This is a genomic window from Sphaerisporangium perillae (assembly GCF_023276435.1).
GTDB lineage: Bacteria > Actinomycetota > Actinomycetes > Streptosporangiales > Streptosporangiaceae > Sphaerisporangium > Sphaerisporangium perillae.
This window is the reverse complement of the sequence record NZ_JALLPO010000046.1, coordinates 1-22,697: the sequence shown is the minus strand read 5'-3', so window position 1 is coordinate 22,697 and position 22,697 is coordinate 1. Positions and strand designations below refer to the sequence as shown.

General features: G+C 66.3%; 30 protein-coding genes. All 30 read right to left on the bottom strand.

The annotated features are described in order from the left end of the window. Positions 1-38 precede the first annotated feature (38 nt). Positions 39-878 (bottom strand): type I methionyl aminopeptidase, encoded by an 840-nt coding sequence (gene map, locus MYF83_RS34615; protein WP_248964966.1) that lies wholly within the window; start codon positions 876-878, stop codon positions 39-41. Positions 879-1,002: 124 nt separating this feature from the next. After that, entirely contained in the window at positions 1,003-1,656 is a 654-nt protein-coding gene (locus MYF83_RS34610) for an adenylate kinase (protein ID WP_248964965.1), read from the bottom strand. Continuing rightward, complete coding sequence (gene secY / locus MYF83_RS34605) at positions 1,656-2,963, bottom strand: preprotein translocase subunit SecY (RefSeq protein ID WP_248964964.1); 1,308 nt, start codon at positions 2,961-2,963, stop codon at positions 1,656-1,658. The genes MYF83_RS34610 and secY overlap by 1 nt, the downstream gene beginning before the upstream one ends. Positions 2,964-3,129: 166 nt before the next feature. Further along, positions 3,130-3,603 carry a 50S ribosomal protein L15 gene (gene rplO / locus MYF83_RS34600; protein ID WP_248964963.1) on the bottom strand — a complete coding sequence of 158 codons (474 nt, stop codon included), beginning with the start codon at positions 3,601-3,603 and terminating at the stop codon, positions 3,130-3,132. A gap of 2 nt (positions 3,604-3,605) precedes the next feature. Continuing rightward, positions 3,606-3,788, bottom strand: a complete 183-nt coding sequence (gene rpmD, locus MYF83_RS34595; RefSeq protein ID WP_030451484.1) for a 50S ribosomal protein L30 — start codon at positions 3,786-3,788, stop codon at positions 3,606-3,608. A gap of 3 nt (positions 3,789-3,791) precedes the next feature. Further along, a complete protein-coding gene (gene rpsE, locus MYF83_RS34590; RefSeq protein ID WP_114032746.1) occupies positions 3,792-4,424 on the bottom strand; it encodes a 30S ribosomal protein S5 in 633 nt (210 codons plus the stop codon). A 49-nt stretch (positions 4,425-4,473) separates the two neighbouring features. Next, a complete protein-coding gene (gene rplR / locus MYF83_RS34585; protein WP_248964962.1) occupies positions 4,474-4,854 on the bottom strand; it encodes a 50S ribosomal protein L18 in 381 nt (126 codons plus the stop codon). Positions 4,855-4,856: 2 nt separating this feature from the next. Then, on the bottom strand, positions 4,857-5,399 hold the full coding sequence (rplF, locus tag MYF83_RS34580; protein ID WP_248964961.1) for a 50S ribosomal protein L6: 543 nt from the start codon (positions 5,397-5,399) through the stop codon (positions 4,857-4,859). A 19-nt stretch (positions 5,400-5,418) separates the two neighbouring features. Beyond that, the gene (rpsH, locus tag MYF83_RS34575) at positions 5,419-5,817 is read right to left on the bottom strand and encodes a 30S ribosomal protein S8 (protein WP_248964960.1); all 399 of its coding nucleotides are present in this window, start codon (positions 5,815-5,817) and stop codon (positions 5,419-5,421) included. A gap of 169 nt (positions 5,818-5,986) precedes the next feature. Further along, on the bottom strand, positions 5,987-6,172 hold the full coding sequence (locus tag MYF83_RS34570) for a type Z 30S ribosomal protein S14 (protein WP_248964959.1): 186 nt from the start codon (positions 6,170-6,172) through the stop codon (positions 5,987-5,989). Then, the gene (rplE, locus tag MYF83_RS34565) at positions 6,172-6,747 is read right to left on the bottom strand and encodes a 50S ribosomal protein L5 (RefSeq protein WP_248964958.1); all 576 of its coding nucleotides are present in this window, start codon (positions 6,745-6,747) and stop codon (positions 6,172-6,174) included. The genes MYF83_RS34570 and rplE overlap by 1 nt, the downstream gene beginning before the upstream one ends. Then, the gene (gene rplX, locus MYF83_RS34560; protein ID WP_248965009.1) at positions 6,747-7,046 is read right to left on the bottom strand and encodes a 50S ribosomal protein L24; all 300 of its coding nucleotides are present in this window, start codon (positions 7,044-7,046) and stop codon (positions 6,747-6,749) included. Before rplX ends, rplE begins: the two co-directional genes overlap by 1 nt. 9 nt (positions 7,047-7,055) lie before the next feature. Then, positions 7,056-7,424, bottom strand: coding sequence for a 50S ribosomal protein L14 (gene rplN / locus MYF83_RS34555; RefSeq protein ID WP_203982318.1), 369 nt, complete (start codon positions 7,422-7,424; stop codon positions 7,056-7,058). A 149-nt stretch (positions 7,425-7,573) separates the two neighbouring features. Next, positions 7,574-7,858: a 30S ribosomal protein S17 gene (gene rpsQ / locus MYF83_RS34550; RefSeq protein WP_248964957.1), complete on the bottom strand. Its 285-nt coding sequence runs from the start codon at positions 7,856-7,858 to the stop codon at positions 7,574-7,576. Then, positions 7,851-8,087: a 50S ribosomal protein L29 gene (gene rpmC, locus MYF83_RS34545; protein ID WP_114032840.1), complete on the bottom strand. Its 237-nt coding sequence runs from the start codon at positions 8,085-8,087 to the stop codon at positions 7,851-7,853. Before rpmC ends, rpsQ begins: the two co-directional genes overlap by 8 nt. 82 nt (positions 8,088-8,169) lie before the next feature. Beyond that, positions 8,170-8,589, bottom strand: coding sequence for a 50S ribosomal protein L16 (rplP, locus tag MYF83_RS34540; protein ID WP_184608221.1), 420 nt, complete (start codon positions 8,587-8,589; stop codon positions 8,170-8,172). A gap of 2 nt (positions 8,590-8,591) precedes the next feature. Then, complete coding sequence (gene rpsC, locus MYF83_RS34535) at positions 8,592-9,443, bottom strand: 30S ribosomal protein S3 (protein WP_248964956.1); 852 nt, start codon at positions 9,441-9,443, stop codon at positions 8,592-8,594. After that, complete coding sequence (gene rplV, locus MYF83_RS34530; RefSeq protein WP_248964955.1) at positions 9,443-9,811, bottom strand: 50S ribosomal protein L22; 369 nt, start codon at positions 9,809-9,811, stop codon at positions 9,443-9,445. The genes rpsC and rplV overlap by 1 nt, the downstream gene beginning before the upstream one ends. A 25-nt stretch (positions 9,812-9,836) precedes the next feature. Then, positions 9,837-10,115, bottom strand: a complete 279-nt coding sequence (gene rpsS, locus MYF83_RS34525) for a 30S ribosomal protein S19 (RefSeq protein ID WP_248964954.1) — start codon at positions 10,113-10,115, stop codon at positions 9,837-9,839. An 11-nt stretch (positions 10,116-10,126) separates the two neighbouring features. Beyond that, positions 10,127-10,963 carry a 50S ribosomal protein L2 gene (rplB, locus tag MYF83_RS34520; RefSeq protein ID WP_248964953.1) on the bottom strand — a complete coding sequence of 279 codons (837 nt, stop codon included), beginning with the start codon at positions 10,961-10,963 and terminating at the stop codon, positions 10,127-10,129. A 47-nt stretch (positions 10,964-11,010) separates the two neighbouring features. Next, a complete protein-coding gene (gene rplW, locus MYF83_RS34515; protein ID WP_248964952.1) occupies positions 11,011-11,313 on the bottom strand; it encodes a 50S ribosomal protein L23 in 303 nt (100 codons plus the stop codon). Beyond that, entirely contained in the window at positions 11,313-11,963 is a 651-nt protein-coding gene (gene rplD, locus MYF83_RS34510; RefSeq protein WP_248964951.1) for a 50S ribosomal protein L4, read from the bottom strand. Before rplD ends, rplW begins: the two co-directional genes overlap by 1 nt. Continuing rightward, positions 11,960-12,613, bottom strand: a complete 654-nt coding sequence (gene rplC, locus MYF83_RS34505; protein ID WP_248964950.1) for a 50S ribosomal protein L3 — start codon at positions 12,611-12,613, stop codon at positions 11,960-11,962. The genes rplD and rplC overlap by 4 nt, the downstream gene beginning before the upstream one ends. A 14-nt stretch (positions 12,614-12,627) precedes the next feature. Continuing rightward, entirely contained in the window at positions 12,628-12,936 is a 309-nt protein-coding gene (rpsJ, locus tag MYF83_RS34500; protein ID WP_012887830.1) for a 30S ribosomal protein S10, read from the bottom strand. 272 nt (positions 12,937-13,208) lie between these two features. Next, on the bottom strand, positions 13,209-14,402 hold the full coding sequence (gene tuf / locus MYF83_RS34495; RefSeq protein WP_248964949.1) for an elongation factor Tu: 1,194 nt from the start codon (positions 14,400-14,402) through the stop codon (positions 13,209-13,211). Positions 14,403-14,510: 108 nt separating this feature from the next. Then, positions 14,511-16,559 carry an elongation factor G gene (gene fusA, locus MYF83_RS34490; protein WP_248965008.1) on the bottom strand — a complete coding sequence of 683 codons (2,049 nt, stop codon included), beginning with the start codon at positions 16,557-16,559 and terminating at the stop codon, positions 14,511-14,513. Positions 16,560-16,649: 90 nt separating this feature from the next. Further along, positions 16,650-17,120: a 30S ribosomal protein S7 gene (gene rpsG / locus MYF83_RS34485; protein ID WP_248964948.1), complete on the bottom strand. Its 471-nt coding sequence runs from the start codon at positions 17,118-17,120 to the stop codon at positions 16,650-16,652. A gap of 1 nt (position 17,121) precedes the next feature. After that, complete coding sequence (gene rpsL / locus MYF83_RS34480; RefSeq protein WP_248964947.1) at positions 17,122-17,496, bottom strand: 30S ribosomal protein S12; 375 nt, start codon at positions 17,494-17,496, stop codon at positions 17,122-17,124. 535 nt (positions 17,497-18,031) lie between these two features. Next, a complete protein-coding gene (locus MYF83_RS34475) occupies positions 18,032-21,907 on the bottom strand; it encodes a DNA-directed RNA polymerase subunit beta' (protein ID WP_248964946.1) in 3,876 nt (1,291 codons plus the stop codon). Between the two features lie 22 nt (positions 21,908-21,929). After that, positions 21,930-22,697 (bottom strand): DNA-directed RNA polymerase subunit beta (locus MYF83_RS34470; RefSeq protein WP_443729306.1); only part of this gene is annotated, 768 nt, incomplete at its 5' end.

The window sequence follows — 22,697 nt, the reverse complement described above, 5'->3', positions numbered from 1 at the left end:
GCCATTGAGCCGTCCCGCGAACGGGTCAAAGGAGTTCATCACTCCGTCTTGCCGTCGGTGGCGGCTTTCTCTCCCAGAAGCTCACTGAGGCGTGCCTTCCCCCCGTCAAGGGCGGTGAGCACCCAAGGACCATTATCGGTCACGGCGACGCTGTGCTCGAAGTGCGCGGAGGGCTTTCCGTCGATCGTCACGACGGTCCAGTCGTCCGAGAGCACCCGGGTGCGGTCGGTGCCGAGGTTGACCATCGGCTCGACGGCGAAGCACATGCCCGGCTCGAAGCGCGGGCCCCGGCCCGGCTTGCCATGGTTGGCCACCCACGGGTCCATGTGCATCTCGGTGCCGATGCCGTGGCCGCCGTACTCCTGAGGGATGCCGTATCGGCCCTGAGAGCGCACGTAGCGCTCGACCTCGTACCCGATGTCGGAAAGGTGCCTGCCGACGGTCAGCGCCGCGATACCGCGCCACATGGCCTCTTCGGTCACCCGCATCAGCTCGGTCAGCTTGGGGTCGACCTCGCCGACGGCCATCGTGATCGCCGAGTCGCCGTGCCAGCCGTCGAGGATGGCCCCGCAGTCGATGGAGATGACGTCGCCCTCGCGCAGGGGCCGCCGGTCGCTCGGGATGCCGTGCACGACCTCCTCGTTGACCGAGGCGCAGATGGTCGCGGGAAACCCCTGATAGCCCTTGAAGGAGGGGACGGCCCCCTCGTCGCGGATGGCCTTCTCCGCGATCGCGTCCAGGTCGAGCGGCGTCATTCCGGGACGCACCGACTCGCGCAGCAACTGGAGCGTCCGTCCGACGACCAGGCCGGCGGCCCTCATCTTGTCCAGCTGCTCAGCTGACTTGATCTGAATTCCGTGTTTGTTCTTCTTGAACACTTACTGGCACCCCCTGGGGTGGATGAACGGACGGTGGGGCGTCCCAATTCCCCCGATTGTCCCCCAACAAGCCGAACGCCACCCCCGGGGCGGGGCCCCGAAAGTGGCGTCGGTGATGCGTGTCTCAGTCGGCGAAGCGGCGTAGCTCCGACATCGCCCTCTCCGTGATCTCTTCGACAGGCCCGGTCGCGTCCACCCCGTGCAGGATGCCCTCGTCCGCGTAGAACGAGATCAGCGGGGCGGTCTGCTGCTGGTAGACCTCCAGCCGGTGGCGGATGGTCTCTTCCCGGTCGTCGTCTCGCTGGAACAGCTCGCCACCACAGGCGTCGCACACACCCACCTGGGAAGGCGGGTCGAACACCACGTGCCAGACCTTGCCGCAGGAGCGGCAGGTGCGGCGGCCGGCCAGGCGGCGCACCACCTCGTCGTCGTCGACGACGAGTTCCAGCACGATGTCGAGTGACGTGCCGAATTCGGCCAGCATCTTGTTCAAGATCTGCGCCTGCGGCACGTTACGCGGGAAGCCGTCGAGCAGGAAACCCTCCTGCGCGTCCGGCTCCCCGAGGCGGTCGCGGACCATGGCGACGGTCACCTCGTCGGGTACGAGGTCGCCACGGTCCATGTACTCCTTGGCAAGCTTGCCGAGATCCGTGCCGCCCGACACGTTGGCACGGAAAATGTCACCTGTCGAGATCTTCGGGATGGACAGGTTCGATGCGATGTACTGGGCCTGTGTCCCCTTGCCCGCTCCGGGGGGCCCGACCAGGACGACGCGCACTACTTGAGGAAGCCCTCGTAGTTCCGCTGCTGCAGCTGGCTCTCGATCTGCTTAACGGTGTCCAGCCCAACACCAACCATGATCAGAATGCTCGTGCCTCCGAACGGGAAGTTCTGGCTCGCTCCTGCCACCGCCAGCGCGATGATCGGCACCATGGATATCAACCCCAGATACAGCGAACCAGGGGCGGTCAATCGCGTAAGCACGTAGTTGAGGTACTCGGCGGTCGGCCGTCCCGGGCGGATGCCCGGGATGAATCCACCGTACTTCTTCATGTTGTCGGCCACTTCAACGGGGTTGAAGGTGATGGACACGTAGAAGTACGTGAAGAAGATGATCAGCACGAAGAACGTGGCCATGTAGACCGGGTGGTCGCCGCGAACGAAGTTCTGCGCCAGCCACTGGACGACCGCGCCGGGGTTCTCCTTGTTGCCGAACAGAGAGACCACGAGCTGCGGCAGGTAGAGCAGCGAGGAGGCGAAGATGACCGGGATGATGCCGGCCTGGTTCACCTTCAAGGGAATGTAGGTCGAGGTGCCGCCGTACATCCGGCGCCCGACCATTCGCTTGGCGTACTGCACCGGAATGCGCCGCTGGGCCTGCTCGACGAACACCACCGCCGCGATCATGAACACTCCGACGATCATCACGACGACGAAGGTGAAGGCGTTCTGACGGAAGATGTTCAGCAGTTCCGACGGGAAGACGGCGATGACCTGGGTGAAGATCAGGATCGACATGCCGTTGCCGACGCCACGGTCGGTGACGAGCTCGCCCAGCCACATGATGACCGAGGTGCCGGCGGTCATGACGACCACCATGGTCACGATGGTGAAGGCGTCGTTGTTGACCAGGAGCGGCTGGCGGCAGTTCGGGAAGAGCTGCCCCGTGCGCGCCAGTGCGACGAACGCGGTCGACTGCAGGACCGCCAGGCCGATGGTCAGATAACGCGTGTACTGCGTGATCTTCGCGTTACCGGACTGGCCTTCCTTCTTCAGTGCCTCGAGGCGGGGGATGACCACCGTCAGGAGCTGAAGAATGATGCTCGACGTGATGTACGGCATGATGCCGAGCGCGAAAACTGAAAGTTTCAGCAGCGCGCCGCCACTGAACAGCTGCACCATGCCATAGATGTTGGCGGCGTCGCCCGACTGCGCCTCTTTCAAACACTGCTGGACGTTGACCGTGTTGACGCCCGGGGTCGGCAGCACCGAACCCAGCCGGAACAACACGATGATCGCCAGCGTGAACAGCAACTTGTTGCGCAGGTCGGGCGTACGGAACGCCCGGGTAATCGCGGTCAGCACGGCCCCTCCTGCGCGCCTGAAAGGCGGTATCGGTCAGCGAAGGTCTCGAAGTGATCCATGGGCACATCTCTGATCAACGAGCCCTGGACAGCCTTCTGTCCAGCGCACTCTAACGCACTACGGGCGCGGCGGCTCCCAGGGAGCCCCCGCGCCTCGTACTGCCTGCCTACAGCTCAGTGACGGCGCCACCGGCCGCGGCGATCTTCTCCTTCGCGGAGGCGGAGAAAGCATGCGCCTGCACGTTCAACGCCACCGAGATGTCACCGGTTCCCAGGATCTTCACCGGCTGGTTCTTACGGGCCGCGCCACGGCTGACGAGCGTGTCCACCGTGACGTCGCCGCCCTCGGGGAACAGCTCGCCGAGCTTGTCCAGGTTGACGACCTGATAGGTCACCTTGAACATGGCGTTCGAGAAGCCCTTCCGCTTCGGCAGCCGCCGCTGGAGCGGGACCTGGCCACCTTCGAAGCCGAGAGGGACACTGTTCCGGGCCTTGGTGCCCTTGGTACCACGACCGGAGGTCTTGCCCTTGGACGCCTCGCCGCGGCCCTTGCGGACCTTGGACTTGTTGGCGCCGGGAGCAGGACGCAGGTGGTGGATGCGCAGCGGCGTGCCGCCGGCGTTGTTTTCAGCGTTAGCCATGACTAGTCGACCTCTTCCACCTCGACGAGGTGCGTCACCACGGCGACCATGCCCCGGATCTCCGGGCGGTCCTCCTTGACGACGACGTCGCCGATCCGCTTCAGGCCCAGCGAGCGAAGCGAGTCACGCTGGTTCTGCTTGCCACCGATCTTCGATCGGGTCTGGGTGATCTTGAGACGAGCCATCGGCTAGCTCACCGCCTTCGCCGCCGCGGCGGCCTCGGCGATGCCCTCGGCGCGAGCCTTGAGCATGCGCACGGGGGCGACGTGCTCGATCGGCAGTCCACGGCGGGCGGCGATCTCCTCGGGCCGGCTGAGGCCCTTCAGCGCCGCCACGGTGGCGTGGACGATGTTGATCGGGTTGTCCGAGCCGAGCGACTTGGACAGCACGTCGTGGATCCCGGCGCACTCCAGGACGGCGCGCACGGGGCCACCCGCGATGACACCGGTACCGGGCGAGGCCGGACGCAGCAGGACGACGCCGGCGGCGTCCTCCCCCTGCACGGTGTGCGGGATGGTGCCCTGGATGCGCGGCACCTTGAAGAAGTGCTTCTTGGCCTCCTCGACACCCTTGGCGATCGCCGCGGGCACCTCCTTGGCCTTGCCGTACCCGACACCGACCAGGCCGTTGCCGTCACCGACGACAACCAGGGCGGTGAAGCTGAAACGCCGACCACCCTTGACGACCTTGGCCACTCGATTGATCTTCACGACGCGCTCGATGTACGAGACGCCCTTCTCGGCAGCGCCGCCGCGGCGATCGTCGCGACGGTCACGCCGCTCACCACCGCCGCCGGCACCGCGACGCGGAGCTGCAGCCATCAGTGGTTCCTCTCCTCGTTGCTCTTGATTGCGATCCTGGCCGGAGACATCAGAACTCCAGCCCGCCTTCTCGGGCGCTGTCCGCGAGGGCCGCGATGCGGCCCGCGTAGCGGTTGCCACCGCGGTCGAACACGACAGCGGTGATCCCGGCGGCCTTGGCCCGCTGAGCGAGGAGCTCGCCGACCTTCTTCGCCTTGTCCGTCTTGGTTCCCTCGGCGGTGCGCAGCGAGGCGTCCAGCGTGGACGCGCTCACCAGCGTGTGGCCGGCGGTGTCGTCCACGATCTGCACGAACAGGTGACGCGCGGAGCGGTTGACGACGAGGCGCGGGCGGGCCAGGGAGCCGACGACCTTCTTGCGGACGCGACGGTGACGACGCGAGCGCGACAGCGCACGCGCGGCCGTGTGCTTGGCAACCTTGGTGAAGGCCATGACTACTTACCAGCCTTTCCGACCTTGCGGCGGATGACTTCGCCCTGGTACCGCACACCCTTGCCCTTGTAGGGGTCAGGCTTGCGCAGCTTGCGGATGTTCGCGGCGACCTCGCCGACCTTCTGCTTGTCGATGCCGTCCACGTGGAACAGGGTCGGCCGGTCGACACGGAAGGTGACGCCCTCGGGGGCGTCGACGATCACCGGGTGGCTGAAGCCCAGAGCGAACTCGAGCTGCGCCGGGCTCTTGGCCTGGACGCGGTAACCAACGCCGACGATCTCCAGCGTCTTGCTGTATCCCTTTGTCACGCCGTCCACCATGTTGGCGATCAGCGTGCGGGAAAGCCCGTGCAGCGCACGGACCTTCTGCTCGTCGTTGGGACGGGTGACGGCGATGGTGCCGTCGTCCTCCCGAGCGACCACGATCGGCTCAGCGATCGTGTGCGAAAGCGTGCCCTTGGGGCCCTTGACCGTGACATCCCGGCCGTCGATGGTGATGTCAACACCATTCGGTACGGGGATGGGCAGCCGTCCAATTCGCGACATGCTGTAGTTCCTCCCCTCGTTACCAAACGTAGGCGAGGACTTCCCCGCCCACACCACGCTTGCCGGCCTGCTTGTCGGTCATGAGCCCGCCGGACGTCGAGATGATCGCGACGCCCAGACCGCCCAGGACCCGGGGCAGGTTGTCCTTCTTTGCATAGACCCGCAGACCAGGCTTGGAAACCCGGCGCAGGCCCGCGATAGACCGTTCACGCGTTGGCCCGAACTTGAGCTCCACCACGAGGTTCCTCCCGACCTTGGCGTCTTCGACGGCCCAGGCCTGGATGTAACCCTCCTGCTGGAGGATCTCGGCGATGTGCGCCTTGATCTTCGAGTACGGCATGGCCACGGTGTCGTGGTATGCCGAGTTCGCGTTACGCAGACGTGTCAACATGTCTGCGATCGGGTCGGTCATCGTCATGGCCGGTGGCCCTCCTCACCGCGGTTTCCCTGACGGGACCTACGGTGTGGTCGTGGGCGCTTGAATCAGCGCCCGGTTGATATGACTTATATGTACGGCTGGCGCCGTGCGGGCCCCTCCCGGAGGGATGTCCCTCGGGGAGCCCCTCGAAGAGGAGCCCGCACGCGAACTACCAGCTGGACTTCGTGATGCCGGGCAGCTCGCCGCGGTGCGCCATCTCACGGAAGCACACGCGGCAGAGGCCGAACTTGCGGTAGACGGCGCGAGGCCGGCCGCAGCGCGTGCACCGAGTGTACGCACGAACACCGAACTTCGGCTTGCGCTCGGCCTTGGCGATCAAGGACTTCTTAGCCATCAGGCCTCCTTAAAGGGGAAGCCGAGAAGCTTGAGCAGCGCCCGGCCCTGGTCGTCGGTCGTAGCCGTGGTCACGACCGTGATGTCCATGCCCCGCTGCCGGTCGGCCTTGTCGGGGTCGACCTCGTGGAACATGACCTGCTCGGTGAGGCCGAAGGTGTAGTTCCCGTTGCCGTCGAACTGCTTGGGCGACAGGCCGCGGAAGTCCCTGATGCGCGGAAGCGCCAGGGAGAGCAGCCGGTCCAGGAACTCCCACATGCGGTCGCCGCGGAGCGTCACGTGCGCGCCGATCGGCATGCCCTCGCGCAGCTTGAACTGGGCGATGGACTTACGAGCGTGGGCGACGGCCGGCTTCTGGCCGGTGATGGCGGTGAGATCGCGCACCGCGCCCTCGATGAGCTTGGAGTCACGAGCCGCCTCGCCGACGCCCATGTTCACCTTGATCTTGGTGAGCCGGGGGATCTGCATGACGTTCTCGATGCCGAACTGCTCGCGCAGCTTGTCGGCGATCTCCGCGCGGTAGCGCTCCTTGAGGCGCGGCACCGAGCGCTCGGTCTCAGTTGTGGTGGCGGTCATCAGTTGTCCTCACCCGATTCGTCGGCCTTCTCGGCCTTCTTGGCGGGCTTGTCGTCCTTCTTCGCCTCATCCTTGAGCTTCTTGACGTTGCTCACGTGGATGGGGGCCTCCTTGGTCGTCACGCCGCCTTCCTTGGCGCCGCGAGGACCTTGGTGGGTGACCTTCGAGTGCTTCTTGATCATGTTCACGCCCTCGACCACCACGCGGTCCTCGCGCGGCAGGGAGACGATCACCCGACCCTTGGCACCCTTGTCCTTACCGGCGATGACCTGGACGAGGTCACCCTTCTTCACATGCAGCTTCGGCATTTACAACACCTCCGGCGCGAGCGAGATGATGCGCATGAACTTCTTCTCGCGCAGCTCGCGACCCACCGGACCGAAGATACGCGTGCCCCGAGGGTCACCGCTGTCCTTGATGATGACCGCGGCGTTCTCGTCGAAGCGGATGTAGGAGCCGTCGGGGCGGCGGCGCTCCTTACTGGTGCGCACCACGACAGCCTTGACCACATCACCCTTTTTGACACCCGCGGCGGGAAGGGCGTCCTTCACCGTCGCGACGATGATGTCGCCGATACCCGCGTAGCGCCGACCCGAGCCACCGAGCACGCGGATGCACAAGATCTCCTTGGCACCCGTGTTGTCGGCGACCTTGAGCCGCGACTCCTGCTGGATCACGTCAACTCCCGTGTGTCACGCCGGTTCTCATTCGTTGAGCCTGGCGGAACTAGATTTGGTCTGATGCACCCTCGGTGCCGGCCGTGCCTGCGCCGAGGGGGGACGCCCGCGCGGGAGACCCCCTTCCGAGGGGTCTCCCGCAAAGCGACTTACTTGGCCCGCTCGAGGATCTCCACGACCCGCCACCGCTTGGTGGCGGACAGCGGCCGGGTCTCCATCAGGAGAACGCGGTCGCCGACGCCGCAGGAGTTGCCCTCGTCGTGGGCCTTGTACTTGGTCGTACGGCGGATGACCTTGCCGTACAGCGGGTGCTTCACGCGGTCCTCGACAACGACGACGACGGTCTTGTCCATCTTGTCGCTGACGACGAGACCCTCACGGGTCTTGCGGTAGTTCCGCGCCTTCTTGTCGGTGGTCTCAGTTGACTCAGCCATCGCTCGGCTCCTTCTCGACCGTGATGATTCCGAGCTCCCGCTCGCGCATCACGGTGTAGATACGGGCGATCTCGCGGCGGACGGCACGGAGCCGCCCGTGGCTTTCCAACTGACCGGTCGCCGCCTGGAAGCGGAGGTTGAACAGCTCCTCCTTGGCTTCCTTCAGCTTCTGGACCAGCTCATCCTGGTCAGAAGTCCGCAGCTCACCGGCGGTCAGGCCCTTAGCCATCACGCCTCACCCACTTCACGCTTAACAAACCGGCTGCTTTTCGACGAGCACAGCATCGGGAGCTTGTGCATCTGACGGTGCATCACGCCTCCCCTACTTCGCGCTTGACGAACCGGCACTTCATCGGGAGCTTGTGCATCGCGCGCCGGAGGGCCTCACGGGCCACCGGCTCGGAGACGCCCGAGAGCTCGAACATGACACGGCCGGGCTTGACGTTGGCGATCCACCACTCGGGCGAACCCTTACCGGAACCCATGCGGGTCTCGGCGGGCTTCTTCGTCAGAGGACGGTCCGGGTAGATGTTGATCCACACCTTGCCGCCACGGCGGATGTGCCGGGTCATGGCGATACGAGCGGCCTCGATCTGGCGGTTGGTCACGTAGTGGTGCTCAAGCGCCTGAATGCCGAACTCGCCGAACACGACCCTGGTGCCGCCCTTGGCGGCTCCGCTGCGGTCAGGCCGGTGCTGCTTGCGGTGCTTGACCCTGCGAGGGATCAGCATGGTCAGCTCCCTTCAGCACCCGGCTGCTCCGCCGGGCCGGTCTCGGGCGCCCCTGCGGGCGCAGTGGATTCGGTCCGAGGACCACGGCCGCCGCCACGGGGGGCGCCGCCGTCACGACCGCGACCGCCGCCACCGCCCGCACCACGGCCGCGCTGCGGCCGGTCGGTACGGTCACGACGCTGGCCGCCCGCACGCGCGCCGGCCGCGGCCGCCTCGCGCTCGGCCCGGCTGGTCGGGGCCTCGCCCTTGTAGATCCACACCTTCACGCCGATGCGGCCGAAGGTGGTGCGGGCCTCGTAGAAGCCGTAGTCGATGTCCGCGCGAAGGGTGTGCAGAGGCACACGACCCTCACGGTAGAACTCCGACCGCGACATCTCGGCGCCGCCGAGACGACCGGAGCACTGGACACGGATGCCCTTGGCGCCGCTCTTCATCGCCGACTGCATGGCCTTGCGCATCGCACGCCGGAAAGAGACCCGGCTCGACAGCTGCTCGGCGACGCCCTGGGCGACGAGCTGAGCGTCCACCTCGGGGTTCTTGACCTCGAGAATGTTCAGCTGGACCTGCTTCTTGGTCAGCTTCTCGAGGTCGCCACGGATGCGGTCCGCCTCGGCGCCGCGGCGGCCGATGACGATGCCCGGCCGGGCGGTGTGAATGTCGACCTGAACTCGGTCGGTGGTCCGCTCGATCTCGACCTTGGAGATGCCGGCCCGCTCCATGCCCTTCTGCAGCATGCGGCGGATCGACACGTCCTCGGCGACGTAGGACTTGTACAGCTTGTCGGCGTACCACCGGCTCTTGAAGTCGGTCGTGATGCCGAGTCGGAACCCGTGCGGGTTAACCTTCTGGCCCACTAGCGGGTCCTTCCCTTCGGCCTGCCCTGACCTTCCGGCCGGGCTTCGACGATCACAGTGATGTGGCTCGTCCGCTTGTTGATCCGATAGGCACGGCCCTGGGCCCGCGGACGGAACCGCTTCAGCGTCGGGCCCTCATCGACCCACGCCCGGCTCACGACCAGCGACTCGCGGTCGAGCTTGAAGTTGTGCTCGGCGTTCGCCATCGCGCTCGTGAGCACCTTGAAGATCGGCTCGCTCGCCGCCTGGGGGGCGAACTGCAGCACGGCCTGCGCCTCCGAAGCGGGCAGCCCGCGAATGAGGTCCACCACGCGGCGGGCCTTCTGGGGCGTGACGCGGACGAACCGCGCCTGAGCCCTGGCTTCCATCGCTTACTCCTCGTTTCTAAGGCGCTTACCGCCGGCTACGCCGGTCTTCCTTGACGTGGCTGCGGAAGGTCCGCGTCGGCGCGAACTCACCCAGCTTGTGACCGATCATCGACTCGGTGACGAACACCGGGACGTGCTTGCGCCCGTCGTGGACGGCGATCGTGTGGCCGAGCATGTCGGGCACGATCATGGAGCGCCGCGACCACGTCTTGATGACGTTCTTGGTGCCCTTTTCGTTCTGGACGTCCACCTTCTTCATCAGGTGGCCGTCAACGAAAGGACCCTTCTTAAGGCTACGTGGCATTTAGGCTGCTCCTACCGCTTCTTCCTCTTGCTCCGCCGACGGATGATCAGTCGGTCGCTGGCCTTGTTGGCCTGACGGGTACGGCCCTCGGGCTTGCCCTTGGGGTTCACCGGGTGGCGACCGCCGGAGGTCTTACCCTCACCACCACCATGCGGGTGGTCGACCGGGTTCATGGCGACACCGCGGACGGTCGGGCGCTTGCCCTTCCAGCGGTTACGGCCGGCCTTGCCGATGTTGATGTTGGCCTGCTCGGCGTTGCCGACCTGGCCGACCGAAGCGCGGCAGCGCACGTCCACCTGGCGCATTTCCCCGGAGGGCATGCGCAGAGTGGCGTACTGCCCCTCCTTGGCCAGCAGCTGGATCTGAGCGCCGGCGGACCGGCCCAGCTTCGCGCCGCCACCGGGCTTCAGCTCCACGGCGTGGATGAAGGTACCGGTCGGAATGTTGCGCAGCGGCAGGCAGTTGCCCGGCTTGATGTCGGCCGCAGGACCGTTCTCGATGCGGTCGCCCTGCTTGATGCCCGTAGGAGCGAGGATGTAGCGCTTCTCGCCGTCCGCGTAGTGCAGGAGCGCGATGCGTGACGTCCGGTTCGGGTCGTACTCGATGTGAGCGACCTTGGCCGGAACGCCGTCCTTGTCGTGGCGCCGGAAGTCGATGATCCGGTACGCGCGCTTGTGCCCGCCGCCCTGGTGACGCGCGGTCACCCGACCGTGGACGTTACGACCACCCTTGCTGTGCAGGGGAGCAAGCAGCGACTTCTCCGGCGTGCTGCGCGTGATCTCGGCGAAGTCCGAGACGCTCGCGCCGCGACGACCCGGAGTCGTCGGCTTGTATTTACGGATGCCCATCTTTTTCGTTCATCCCTTGTCGATGTTGCTTGGCAATGCGGCGGAGATCAGCTGATCTGACCGAAGATGTCGATCCGGTCGCCTTCCACCAGGCTCACGATCGCCCGCTTGGTGCTCGGGCGCTGGCCGTAACCGAACTTCGTCCGCTTACGCTTGCCCTGGCGGTTGATCGTGTTCACGCTGGTGACCTTGACGCCGAAGATCTGCTCAACCGCGATCTTCACCTGCGTCTTGTTGGCCGTCTTGCGTACCAAGAACGTGTACTTGTTGTGCTCATCGATCAGGCCGTAGCTCTTTTCGGAGACGATCGGCTTGATGATGATGTCGCGCGGGTCGGCGATCTTCTGCATCAGGCGTCTTCCTTCCCGCTGTTGCCCAGCCGCGCCACGACCTGGTCGTACGCCTCACGCGTGAAGACCACGTCGTCGTAGCAGAGCACGTCGTACGTGTTGAGCTGGCCCGCGTCCAGGAGGTGAACCTCCGGCGCGTTCCGCAGGCTCAGCCAGGTGAGCTCGTCGTCCGCGTCGACCACGACGAGGACGCTGCGAGCCTTGGAGATGTTGCGCAGCGCCTCGAGGGCCGCCTTGGTCTTCGGGGTGTCCCCGCTGACCAGGCTGTCCACGATGTGCACGCGGCCGCCCGCCGCCCGGTCGCTGAGGGCGCCGCGGAGCGCGGCGGCCTTCATCTTCTTGGGCGTCTTCTGGGCGTAGTCGCGCGGCTGGGGACCGTGGACGGTGCCACCGCCGGCGAACTGCGGCGCGCGGGTCGAACCCTGGCGGGCCCGGCCGGTGCCCTTCTGGCGGTACGGCTTCTTGCCACCGCCGCTGACCTCACCGCGGGTCTTCGTCTTGTGAGTGCCCTGCCGGCGAGCGGCCAGCTGGGCGACGACGACCTGGTGGATCAGCGGGATGTTCACCTTGGCGCCGAAGATGTTCTCCGGCAGCTCCACGGAACCGGTCTTCGCGCCGGCCGCGTCGAGGACGTCAACGGTGGTGCTCACTTGGCAGCCCCCTTCTTGGCAGCGGTGCGAATGAGGACCAGGCTGCCGTTGGCGCCGGGAATCGCACCCTTGACGAGGATGAGACCCTTTTCGGCGTCCACGGCGTGAACCTTGAGGTTCTGGACGGTGGTCCGGACGTTGCCCATCCGGCCAGCCATGCGCAGACCCTTGAAGACGCGACCCGGGGTGGCACAGCCACCGATGGAGCCGGGCGAGCGGTGCTTGCGCTGGGTGCCGTGCGAGGCGCTGAGGCCCTTGAAGCCGTGACGCTTCATGACACCCGCGAAGCCCTTGCCCTTGCTCTTGCCGGTCACGTCGATGAACTCGCCGGCCTCGAAGGTCTCGGCCAGGACTTCCTGGCCGAGCGTGTACTCGGAAGCGTCGGAGGTCCGGAGCTCGACGAAGTAGCGGCGCGGGGTGATGTCGTGCTTGCGCAGATAATCACCCAGCGGCTTGTTCACCTTGCGCGGGTCCACCTGCCCGTAGCCGAGCTGAACAGCGGAGTAGCCGTCCTTGTCCTCAGTGCGGACGCGGGTCACCACGCACGGACCGGCCTCGACGACGGTCACCGGGACGATCCGGTTGCCCTCGTCGAAGACCTGGGTCATGCCGAGCTTCTTGCCCAGGACGCCCTTGATCTGCTTAGCCATGTCAGTGCGTTCCCTCAGAGCTTGATCGAGATGTCGACGCCGGCCGGAAGGTCGAGACGCATGAGCGAGTCGACGGTCTTCGGCGTCGGATCGATGATGTCAATCAGCCGCTTGTGCGTGCGCATTTCGAAGTGCTCACGGCTGTCCTTGTACTTGTGCGGCGAGCGGATGACGCAGTACACGTTCTTCTCGGTCGGCAACGGCACCGGGCCCGCGACCTTCGCGCCAGTCCGCGTCACCGTCTCGACGATCTTCTTGGCCGAGCTATCGATGACCTCGTGGTCATAGGCCTTAAGCCGGATGCGGATCTTCTGTCCCGCCATAGTGGCCTCGGTGTCCTTCGCTGTCGTCCTGCAGAAGTTTCGTGCGGCCTTTTGCCGCTGTGGGTGTCCCACGTGGCTTTGCGCCCCGTGACCCGCCTCGTGCTTCCGTGATCTTGCAGTCATCTCGGTCACTATCGGCCGAGACGGCTGCGAGATCACGGTCCTGGATCGGGACGGAGCTCGCTGTGGGCTCCGGGGCCGACGGATCGGCCCCTTCGTGGTGCGGCGGTCGGCCCCGGTTCCCCGAGGCCGACCGCCGACCCGCGGTCGTACTACTTGATGATCTTCGTGACTCGACCCGCACCGACGGTGCGGCCACCCTCGCGGATGGCGAACTTGAGACCGTCCTCCATCGCGATGGGCTGGATGAGCTGGACGGTCATCTCGGTGTTGTCACCGGGCATGACCATCTCAGTGCCCTCGGGGAGGGTCACGACGCCCGTCACGTCCGTGGTACGGAAGTAGAACTGCGGGCGGTAGTTGTTGAAGAACGGCGTGTGCCGGCCACCCTCGTCCTTCGACAGGATGTAGACCTGGCCCTCGAACTCGGTGTGCGGGGTGGTCGTGCCCGGCTTGATGATGCACTGGCCGCGCTCGACGTCCTCGCGCTTGATACCGCGCAGGAGCAGACCGACGTTGTCACCGGCCCGACCCTCGTCAAGGAGCTTGCGGAACATCTCGACACCGGTGACGGTGGTCGTGGTGCTCTTCTCCTTGATGCCGATGATGTCGACGGTCTCGTTGACCTTGACGATGCCGCGCTCGATACGGCCGGTCACGACGGTGCCGCGGCCGGTGATCGAGAAGACGTCCTCGATCGGCATGAGGAACGGCTTGTCGGTGTCACGAACGGGCTCGGGGACGTTGTCGTCCACGGCGTTCATGAGCTCGATGATGGAGTCGGCCCACTTCTCGTCGCCCTCGAGCGCCTTCAGCGCCGAGACGCGGACGACCGGCAGGTCGTCGCCGGGGAACTCCTGAGCGGACAGGAGCTCGCGGACCTCGAGCTCGACGAGCTCCAGGATCTCCTCATCGTCGACCATGTCGGCCTTGTTCAGGGCGACGACGATGTAGGGGACGCCGACCTGGCGGGCCAGGAGGACGTGCTCCTTGGTCTGCGGCATCGGACCGTCAGTGGCGGCGACCACGAGGATCGCGCCGTCCATCTGGGCCGCACCGGTGATCATGTTCTTCACGTAGTCGGCGTGACCGGGGCAGTCCACGTGGGCGTAGTGGCGCTTCTCGGTCTGGTACTCGACGTGGGCGATGGAGATGGTGATACCGCGGGCCTTCTCCTCGGGCGCCTTGTCGATCTTGTCGAACGGGGTCGCCTCATTGAGGTGAGGGAAACGGTCGTGGAGCACCTTGGTGATCGCCGCGGTCAGAGTGGTCTTGCCGTGGTCGATGTGCCCAATGGTGCCGATGTTCACGTGCGGCTTGGTCCGCTCGAACTTGGCCTTGGCCACTGCTCTGTCTCCTTAGAGATTCTGACTTTACTTGCGTAGTCTCACTCGGGCTCGAAGCCCGTGGCCCGGAGGCGGGGACACCCCGCCACCGGACACTTGGGTTCTGGGCTATTCGCCCCGAGCCTTCGCGACGATCTCCTTGGCGATGCCCGGGGGCACCTCCGAGTAGGAGTCGAACTGCATGCTGTAGACAGCCCGGCCCTGGGTCTTGCTGCGCAGGTCACCCACGTAACCGAACATCTCTGACAGCGGGACGAGGGCATTGATGACCTTTGCCCCGGTCCTGTCTTCCATCGCCTGGATCTGCCCGCGGCGACCGTTGAGGTCACCGATGACGTCACCCATGTAGTCCTCGGGCGTGGTGACCTCGACGGCCATCATCGGCTCCAGGATTACGGCGTCCGCACGGCGCGCGGCCTCCTTGAAGGCCATCGAACCGGCGATCTTGAAAGCCATTTCGGACGAGTCGACCTCGTGGTAGGCGCCGTCCCGGAGGGTGACCTTGACGCCCACCATCGGGTAGCCGGCCAGCACGCCGAACTCGGCGGCCTCCTGGGCGCCCGCGTCCACCGACGGGATGTACTCCCGGGGGATGCGGCCACCACTGACCTTGTTGGAGAACTCGTATCCGTCGTTGCCCTCGCCGAGAGGCTCCAGGTCGATGATCACGCGCGCGAACTGGCCGGAACCACCGGTCTGCTTCTTGTGCGTGTACTCGATCTTCTCCACCTTGCGGCGGATGGTCTCGCGGTAGGCGACCTGCGGGCGGCCGACGTTGGCCTCGACCTTGAACTCGCGGCGCATCCGGTCGACGAGGATCTCCAGGTGGAGCTCGCCCATACCCCAGATGACCGTCTGCCCGGTCTCCTCATCACGCCGGACCTGGAAGGACGGGTCCTCCTCGGCCAGGCGCTGGATCGCGGTGCTCAGCTTCTCCTGGTCGCCCTTGGTCTTGGGCTCGATCGCGACGTTGATGACCGGCGCCGGGAAGTTCATCGACTCGAGGACGACCTGGTGCGTCGGGTCGCTGAGGGTGTCACCGGTGGTGGTGTCCTTCAGCCCCATGACGGCGACGATCTGACCAGCCACAGCCGACGGGCGCTCTTCGCGCTTGTTGGCGTGCATCTGGTAGATCTTGCCGATCCGCTCCTTCTTGCCCTTCACCGAGTTCACGACCGACGTTCCGGTCTCGAGCGTGCCCGAGTAGATCCGGATGAAGGTGAGCTTGCCCAGGTGCTGGTCGCTCATGATCTTGAACGCCAGAGCGGAGAACGGCTCCTCCGGGTCCGCGTGACGCTCGATGACCTGCTCCTCGTGACCGACCGCGTGCCCCTTGAGAGCGGGGATGTCGGTCGGGGCCGGGAGGTAGGCCACGATCGCGTCGAGCAGGGGCTGCACGCCCTTGTTCTTGAACGCGGTGCCGCACAGGACCGGGTTGATCGAGCTGGCCAGCGTCGCGCGGCGGATGCCGGCGATCAGCTGCTCCTCGGTGGGCTCGACGCCCTCGAGGTACAGCTCCATGAGCTGGTCGTCGTTCTCGGCGGCCGTCTCGATGAGCTTGTCGCGCCACTCGCGGGCCACGTCGGCGTGGTCGGCCGGGATGTCGACGGTGTCGTACATCTCGCCCTTGGCGGCCTCGGCGCTCCAGATGAGGCCCTTCATCTTCACCAGGTCGATGATGCCCTTGAAGTCGGCCTCGACGCCCCACGGAAGCTGGATGACCAGCGGAGTCGCACCGAGGCGCGACACCATCATGTCGACGCAGCGGTGGAACTCGGCGCCGACCCGGTCCATCTTGTTGACGAAGCAGATGCGGGGGACGCCGTAGCGGTCCGCCTGCCGCCAAACCGTCTCCGACTGGGGCTCGACGCCGGCGACGGCGTCGAAGACCGCGACCGCACCGTCAAGCACGCGCAGCGAGCGCTCCACCTCGACGGTGAAGTCGACGTGACCGGGCGTGTCGATGATGTTGATGGTGTGGTCAAGCCAAATGCAGGTGGTCGCGGCGGAGGTGATGGTGATGCCGCGCTCCTGCTCCTGCTCCATCCAGTCCATCGTGGCAGCGCCCTCGTGGACTTCACCGATCTTGTAGTTGATACCGGTGTAGAACAGGATGCGCTCGGTCGTGGTGGTTTTGCCCGCGTCGATATGGGCCATGATCCCAATGTTGCGGACCTTGGCCAGGTCAAGAGCGGTCACTGTCGCCACTTCTCTCGCGTCCTCGTCGTCTCGTCGTCGCCGCTGGGATTACCAGCGGTAGTGGGCGAAGGCCTTGTTGGACTCGGCCATCTTGTGCGTGTCCTCGCGCCGCTTCACGCTTGCGCCAAGGCCGTTGCTGGCGTCGAGCAGCTCGTTCATCAGCCGCTCGGTCATGGTCTTCTCGCGGCGGGCGCGGGAGTACTGCACCAGCCAACGGAGTGCCAGCGTGGTGCTGCGCGCGGCGCGCACCTCGACCGGCACCTGGTAGGTGGCGCCACCGACACGGCGGCTGCGCACCTCAAGCGTGGGCTTGACGTTGTCGAGGGCACGCTTCAGGGTGACGACCGGGTCGTTGCCCGACTTGTCCCTGCAGCCCTCGAGGGCGTCGTAGACGATCGTCTGAGCGAGCGACCGCTTACCGTTCAGAAGCACCTTGTTGATGAGCGCGGTGACCAGCGGTGAGTTGAACACCGGGTCTGCGACAAGCTGTCGGCGCCCAGCGGGACCCTTGCGCGGCATGTCAGCCCTTCTCCTTCTTCGCCCCGTAGTGGCTGCGGCCCTGCTTGCGGTTCCGGACGCCCTGCGTGTCCAGCGAACCACGGATGATCTTGTAGCGAACACCCGGCAGGTCCTTCACACGACCGCCACGCACGAGCACGATGGAGTGCTCCTGCAGGTTGTGACCCACACCAGGGATGTAGGCCGTCACCTCGATGCCGTTCGTGAGCCGCACGCGCGCCACCTTGCGAAGGGCGGAGTTCGGCTTCTTCGGGGTCGTCGTGTACACGCGCGTGCAAACGCCGCGCCGCTGGGGGCTCCCCTTGAGCGCCGGGGTCTTGGTCTTACTGACCTTGTCCTGGCGGCCCTTGCGGACCAGCTGCTGAATCGTGGGCACCGCGTCTCCGTTCGTGCTTGGCCGGTAATTCGAAAAGTCGTGCATTTGCAGGCTCTGCCGGTGTCATGACCTGCGGTTATTCCCCTGGCTCCGACCCACGCGTTCGGGCGTGTCGCGATCTTTGCCGCAGTGCGCCCGGCGATGACCGGACCCGGTGGAGGAGTTCACACGACGCCCTGCCGGCCCCCACAGGGGCCTCGGAGCGCACGCATGTGAGCCCATGAAGCCACGGGCACGAAGGGCAAGACTACCCAGCCCATCGCAACACGTCAAAACGGCTGCGCCGAGCCGCTTGTGTGGGCGGTTTCGGGTCGTGTCGTGGTCCCGCGGCCGGTTTCCCCCCGGCCGCTAGTAGGCACTCAGCAAGTTTACGTCAATCAGCGACCGGTCTCGACGATTTCCGCGTGTTGCCCCTCAGGCGTCCCCCACGACCACGCAGGGAGCCCGGGAAACCGCGAGGGGCGCCCGCCCCCTCTCGGGAACGGGCGCCCCTCGTGCGCCTCGGTGACGCGTGGCCGGCGGACCGGCCGCGCCGTCAGCGGTTGTACTGACCGAAGTCGTACTCCTCCAGCGGGACGGCCTCGCCGCTACCCGTGCCGAAGGTGTAGTCCGTCGCGGAGCCGTCGTAGCCGCCGACGGTGTACATCGCCGCCTTGGCCTCCTCGGTGGGCTCGACCCGGATGTTGCGGTACTGGGGCATGCCCGTACCGGCCGGGATGAGCTTGCCGATGATGACGTTCTCCTTCAGGCCGAGCAGGCTGTCGGACTTGGCGTGGATCGCCGCGTCCGTGAGCACCCGGGTGGTCTCCTGGAAGGACGCCGCCGACAGCCACGACTCGGTGGCGAGCGAGGCCTTGGTGATGCCCATGAGGACCGGACGGCCGGAGGCGGGGGTGCCGCCCTCGGCGACGACCTCGCGGTTGACCATCTCGAAGCGCGGCCGCTCGACGAGCTCGCCGGGCAGCAGATCGGTGTCACCCGACTCGAGCACGTTCACGCGCTTGAGCATCTGCCGCACGATGATCTCGATGTGCTTGTCGTGGATCGACACACCCTGCGAGCGGTACACCTGCTGGACCTCGGCCACCAGGTGGAGCTGCACGGCCCGGGGGCCGAGGATGCGCAGCACCTCGTTGGGGTTGACCGCACCGGCGATGAGCTGCTGGCCCACCGTCACGCGCTGACCGTCGCCCACCAGCAGGCGCGACCGCATCGACACCGGGTAGGCGATCTCCTCGGAGCCGTCGTCCGGAGTGATGACGATCTTGCGGGTCTTGTCGGTCTCGTCGATGCGCGCGCGGCCGTCCGCCTCGCTGATCGGGGCGACGCCCTTGGGGACGCGCGCCTCGAACAGCTCCTGGACACGGGGCAGACCGTGGGTGATGTCCGCACCCGCCACACCACCGGTGTGGAACGTACGCATCGTCAGCTGCGTGCCGGGCTCACCGATCGACTGGGCCGCGATGATGCCGACGGCCTCGCCGACGTCCACCAGCTTGCCGGTCGCCAGAGAGCGGCCGTAGCAGGTGGCGCAGACACCGATCTTGGCCTCGCAGACGAGCGCGCTGCGCGTGCGGACCGTCTCGATGCCGGCCTCGACCAGCGCGGTGACGGTGATGTCGTTGATGTCGACACCCGCCGACGCGATGACCTTGCCGTCCACCTCGACGTCCTCGGCCAGGATGCGGCCGTGCACGTTGCTCTCGGCGTTCTCGGCCTTGACCAGGTTGCCCGACGAGTCGCGCTCGCCGACGTGCAGCGGGACGCCTCGGTCGGTGCCGCAGTCGATCTCGCGGACGATGACGTCCTGCGCGACGTCCACCAGACGACGGGTCAGGTAACCCGAGTCGGCGGTACGCAGGGCGGTGTCGGCCAGGCCCTTCCGCTGTCCGTGGGTGGAGATGAAGTACTCCAGCACCGACAGACCCTCACGGAAGGAGGACTTGATCGGCCGCGGGATCGTCTCACCCTTGGTGTTGGACACCAGGCCGCGGATGCCCGCGATCTGACGGACCTGCATCTTGTTACCGCGGGCACCGGAGTTGACCATCATCCAGACGGAGTTGGTCGCCGGGAAGGCGTTCACCATGTCCGTCTCGACCTCGGCCGTGGCGTGCGTCCAGATCTCGATGAGCTCCTGACGGCGCTCCTCGTCGGTGATCAGACCACGCTCGTACTCACGCTGGACCTTGTCGGCCTTGCGCTCGTACTTCTCCATGATCTCCGGCTTGTTGGGCGGCGCGACGACGTCGTCGATGGAGATCGTGACGCCGGAGCGGGTCGCCCAGTGGAAGCCCGCGTCCTTGAGCGCGTCCAGAGCGGCCGCGACCTCGACCTTCGGGTACTTCTCCGCCAGCTCGTTGACGATCAGCGAGAGCTGCTTCTTGCCGATCTGCGAGTTCACGAACGGGTAGTTGTCGGGCAGCGTCTGGTTGAACAGGCACCGGCCCAGCGTGGTCTCCAGGCGGTAGGCCTCGCCGGCCTCCCAGCCCTCGGGCGCGGACCAGCCCCGCGGCGGCGGGACGTCCTTGACCCGGACCTGGATCTTGGCCTGGATGTTCAGCTCGCGCCGGTCGTAGGCCATGAGCGCCTCGGAGATCGAGCCGAAGACCCGGCCCTCCCCCACAGCGCCGTCCAGCTGGGTGGTCAGCCAGTACAGACCGATGATCATGTCCTGGGTGGGCATGGTCACCGGCTTGCCGTCGGCCGGCTTGAGGATGTTGTTGGTCGAGAGCATCAGGATGCGTGCCTCGGCCTGGGCCTCCGCCGACAGGGGCAGGTGGACCGCCATCTGGTCGCCGTCGAAGTCGGCGTTGAAGGCGGTGCAGACCAGCGGGTGGATCTGGATGGCCTTGCCCTCGACCAGCTGCGGCTCGAAGGCCTGGATGCCGAGGCGGTGCAGGGTCGGCGCGCGGTTGAGCAGCACCGGGTGCTCGGTGATGACCTCTTCGAGCACGTCCCACACGACGGGCCGGGCCCGCTCGACCATGCGCTTGGCCGACTTGATGTTCTGCGCGTGGTTGAGGTCCACCAGGCGCTTCATCACGAACGGCTTGAAGAGCTCCAGCGCCATCTGCTTGGGCAGGCCGCACTGGTGCAGCTTCAGCTGCGGGCCGACGACGATGACCGAACGGCCGGAGTAGTCGACACGCTTGCCGAGGAGGTTCTGCCGGAAACGACCCTGCTTGCCCTTGAGCATGTCCGACAGCGACTTCAGCGGACGGTTGCCCGGTCCGGTGACCGGACGGCCGCGGCGGCCGTTGTCGAACAGCGCGTCGACGGCCTCCTGCAGCATCCGCTTCTCGTTGTTGACGATGATCTCGGGCGCGCCGAGGTCCAGCAGCCGCTTGAGGCGGTTGTTGCGGTTGATGACCCTGCGGTACAGGTCGTTGAGGTCCGAGGTCGCGAACCGGCCACCGTCGAGCTGCACCATCGGGCGCAGGTCCGGCGGGATGACCGGGATGCAGTCGAGGACCATGCCGTTGGGCGAGTTGCGCGTCGTGAGGAACGCGGACACGACCTTCAGCCGCTTGAGCGCGCGGGCCTTCTTCTGACCCTTGCCGCTGCGGATGGTCTCCCGCAGCGACTCGGCCTCGGCGGCCAGGTCGAAGTTGTTCAGGCGCTCCTGGATCGCCTGCGCGCCCATGCCGCCGCGGAAGTAGCGGCCGAAGCGGTCGCGCATCTCGCGGTAGAGCAGCTCGTCGCCCTCGAGGTCCTGGACCTTGAGGTTCTTGAACCGGCTCCAGACCTCCTCGAGGCGGTCGAGCTCGCGCTGGGTGCGGTCGCGGAGCTGCCGCATCTCGCGGTCGGCGCCCTCACGGACCTTGCGGCGCTGGTCGCCCTTGGCGCCGGCGGCCTCCAGCTCGGCCAGGTCGGCCTCGAGCTTCTTCTGGCGGGCCTCGATGTCGGCGTCACGGCGCTGCTCGATGTGCTGCCGCTCGACGGAGATCTTCGCTTCCAGCGAGGGCAGGTCACGGGCACGCATGTCGGTGTCGACAAACGTGATCATGTAGGCCGCGAAGTAGATGACCTTCTCGAGGTCCTTCGGGGCCAGGTCGAGCAGGTACCCGAGGCGCGACGGGACGCCCTTGAAGTACCAGATGTGGGTGACCGGAGCCGCCAGCTCGATGTGGCCCATCCGCTCACGACGCACCTTGGCGCGAGTGACCTCGACGCCACAGCGCTCACAGATGATGCCCTTGAAGCGGACGCGCTTGTACTTGCCGCAGTAGCACTCCCAGTCCCGGGTCGGACCGAAGATCTTCTCGCAGAAGAGCCCGTCCTTTTCCGGCTTCAGGGTGCGGTAGTTGATGGTCTCCGGCTTCTTCACCTCGCCGTGCGACCACTGACGGATATCGTCGGCCGTGGCGAGACCGATTCGTAGCTCGTCGAAGAAGTTGACGTCGAGCACTTCTTATCCCCTCGCTTGAAAATCAGACCTCTTCGACACTGCTCGGCTCGCGCCGCGACAGGTCGATGCCGAGCTCCTCCGCCGCGCGGAAGACATCCTCGTCGGTGTCCCGCATCTCGATGGACATGCCGTCGCTGGAGAGCACCTCGACGTTGAGGCACAGCGACTGCATTTCCTTGATGAGGACCTTGAAGGACTCAGGGATACCCGGCTCGGGGATGTTCTCGCCCTTGACGATGGCCTCGTAGACCTTCACGCGACCGAGAACGTCGTCGGACTTGATGGTCAGCAGCTCCTGCAGCGCGTACGCCGCTCCGTAGGCCTCCAGAGCCCACACCTCCATCTCACCGAAGCGCTGGCCACCGAACTGGGCCTTACCGCCGAGCGGCTGCTGGGTGATCATGGAGTACGGCCCGGTCGACCGAGCGTGGATCTTGTCGTCGACCAGGTGGAGCAGCTTGAGGATGTAGATGTAGCCGACCGAGATGGGGTGCGGGAAAGGCTCCCCGGAACGGCCGTCGAACAGGCGGGCCTTGCCGCTGACGCCGACCATTCGCTCGCCGTCGCGGTTGACCAGGGTGTTGTCGAGCAGGCCGGTGAGCTCCTCCTCGTGGGCGCCGTCGAACACCGGAGTGGCGACGTTGGTTCGCGGGGCGACCTGGCCGAAGCCCTTGTCGCGCAGCCGCTCGGCCCATGCCTCCTGGACCCCCGTGATGTCCCACCCTCTGGCGGCGATCCACCCGAGGTGGGTCTCCAGCACCTGGCCGACGTTCATCCGGCCGGGCACGCC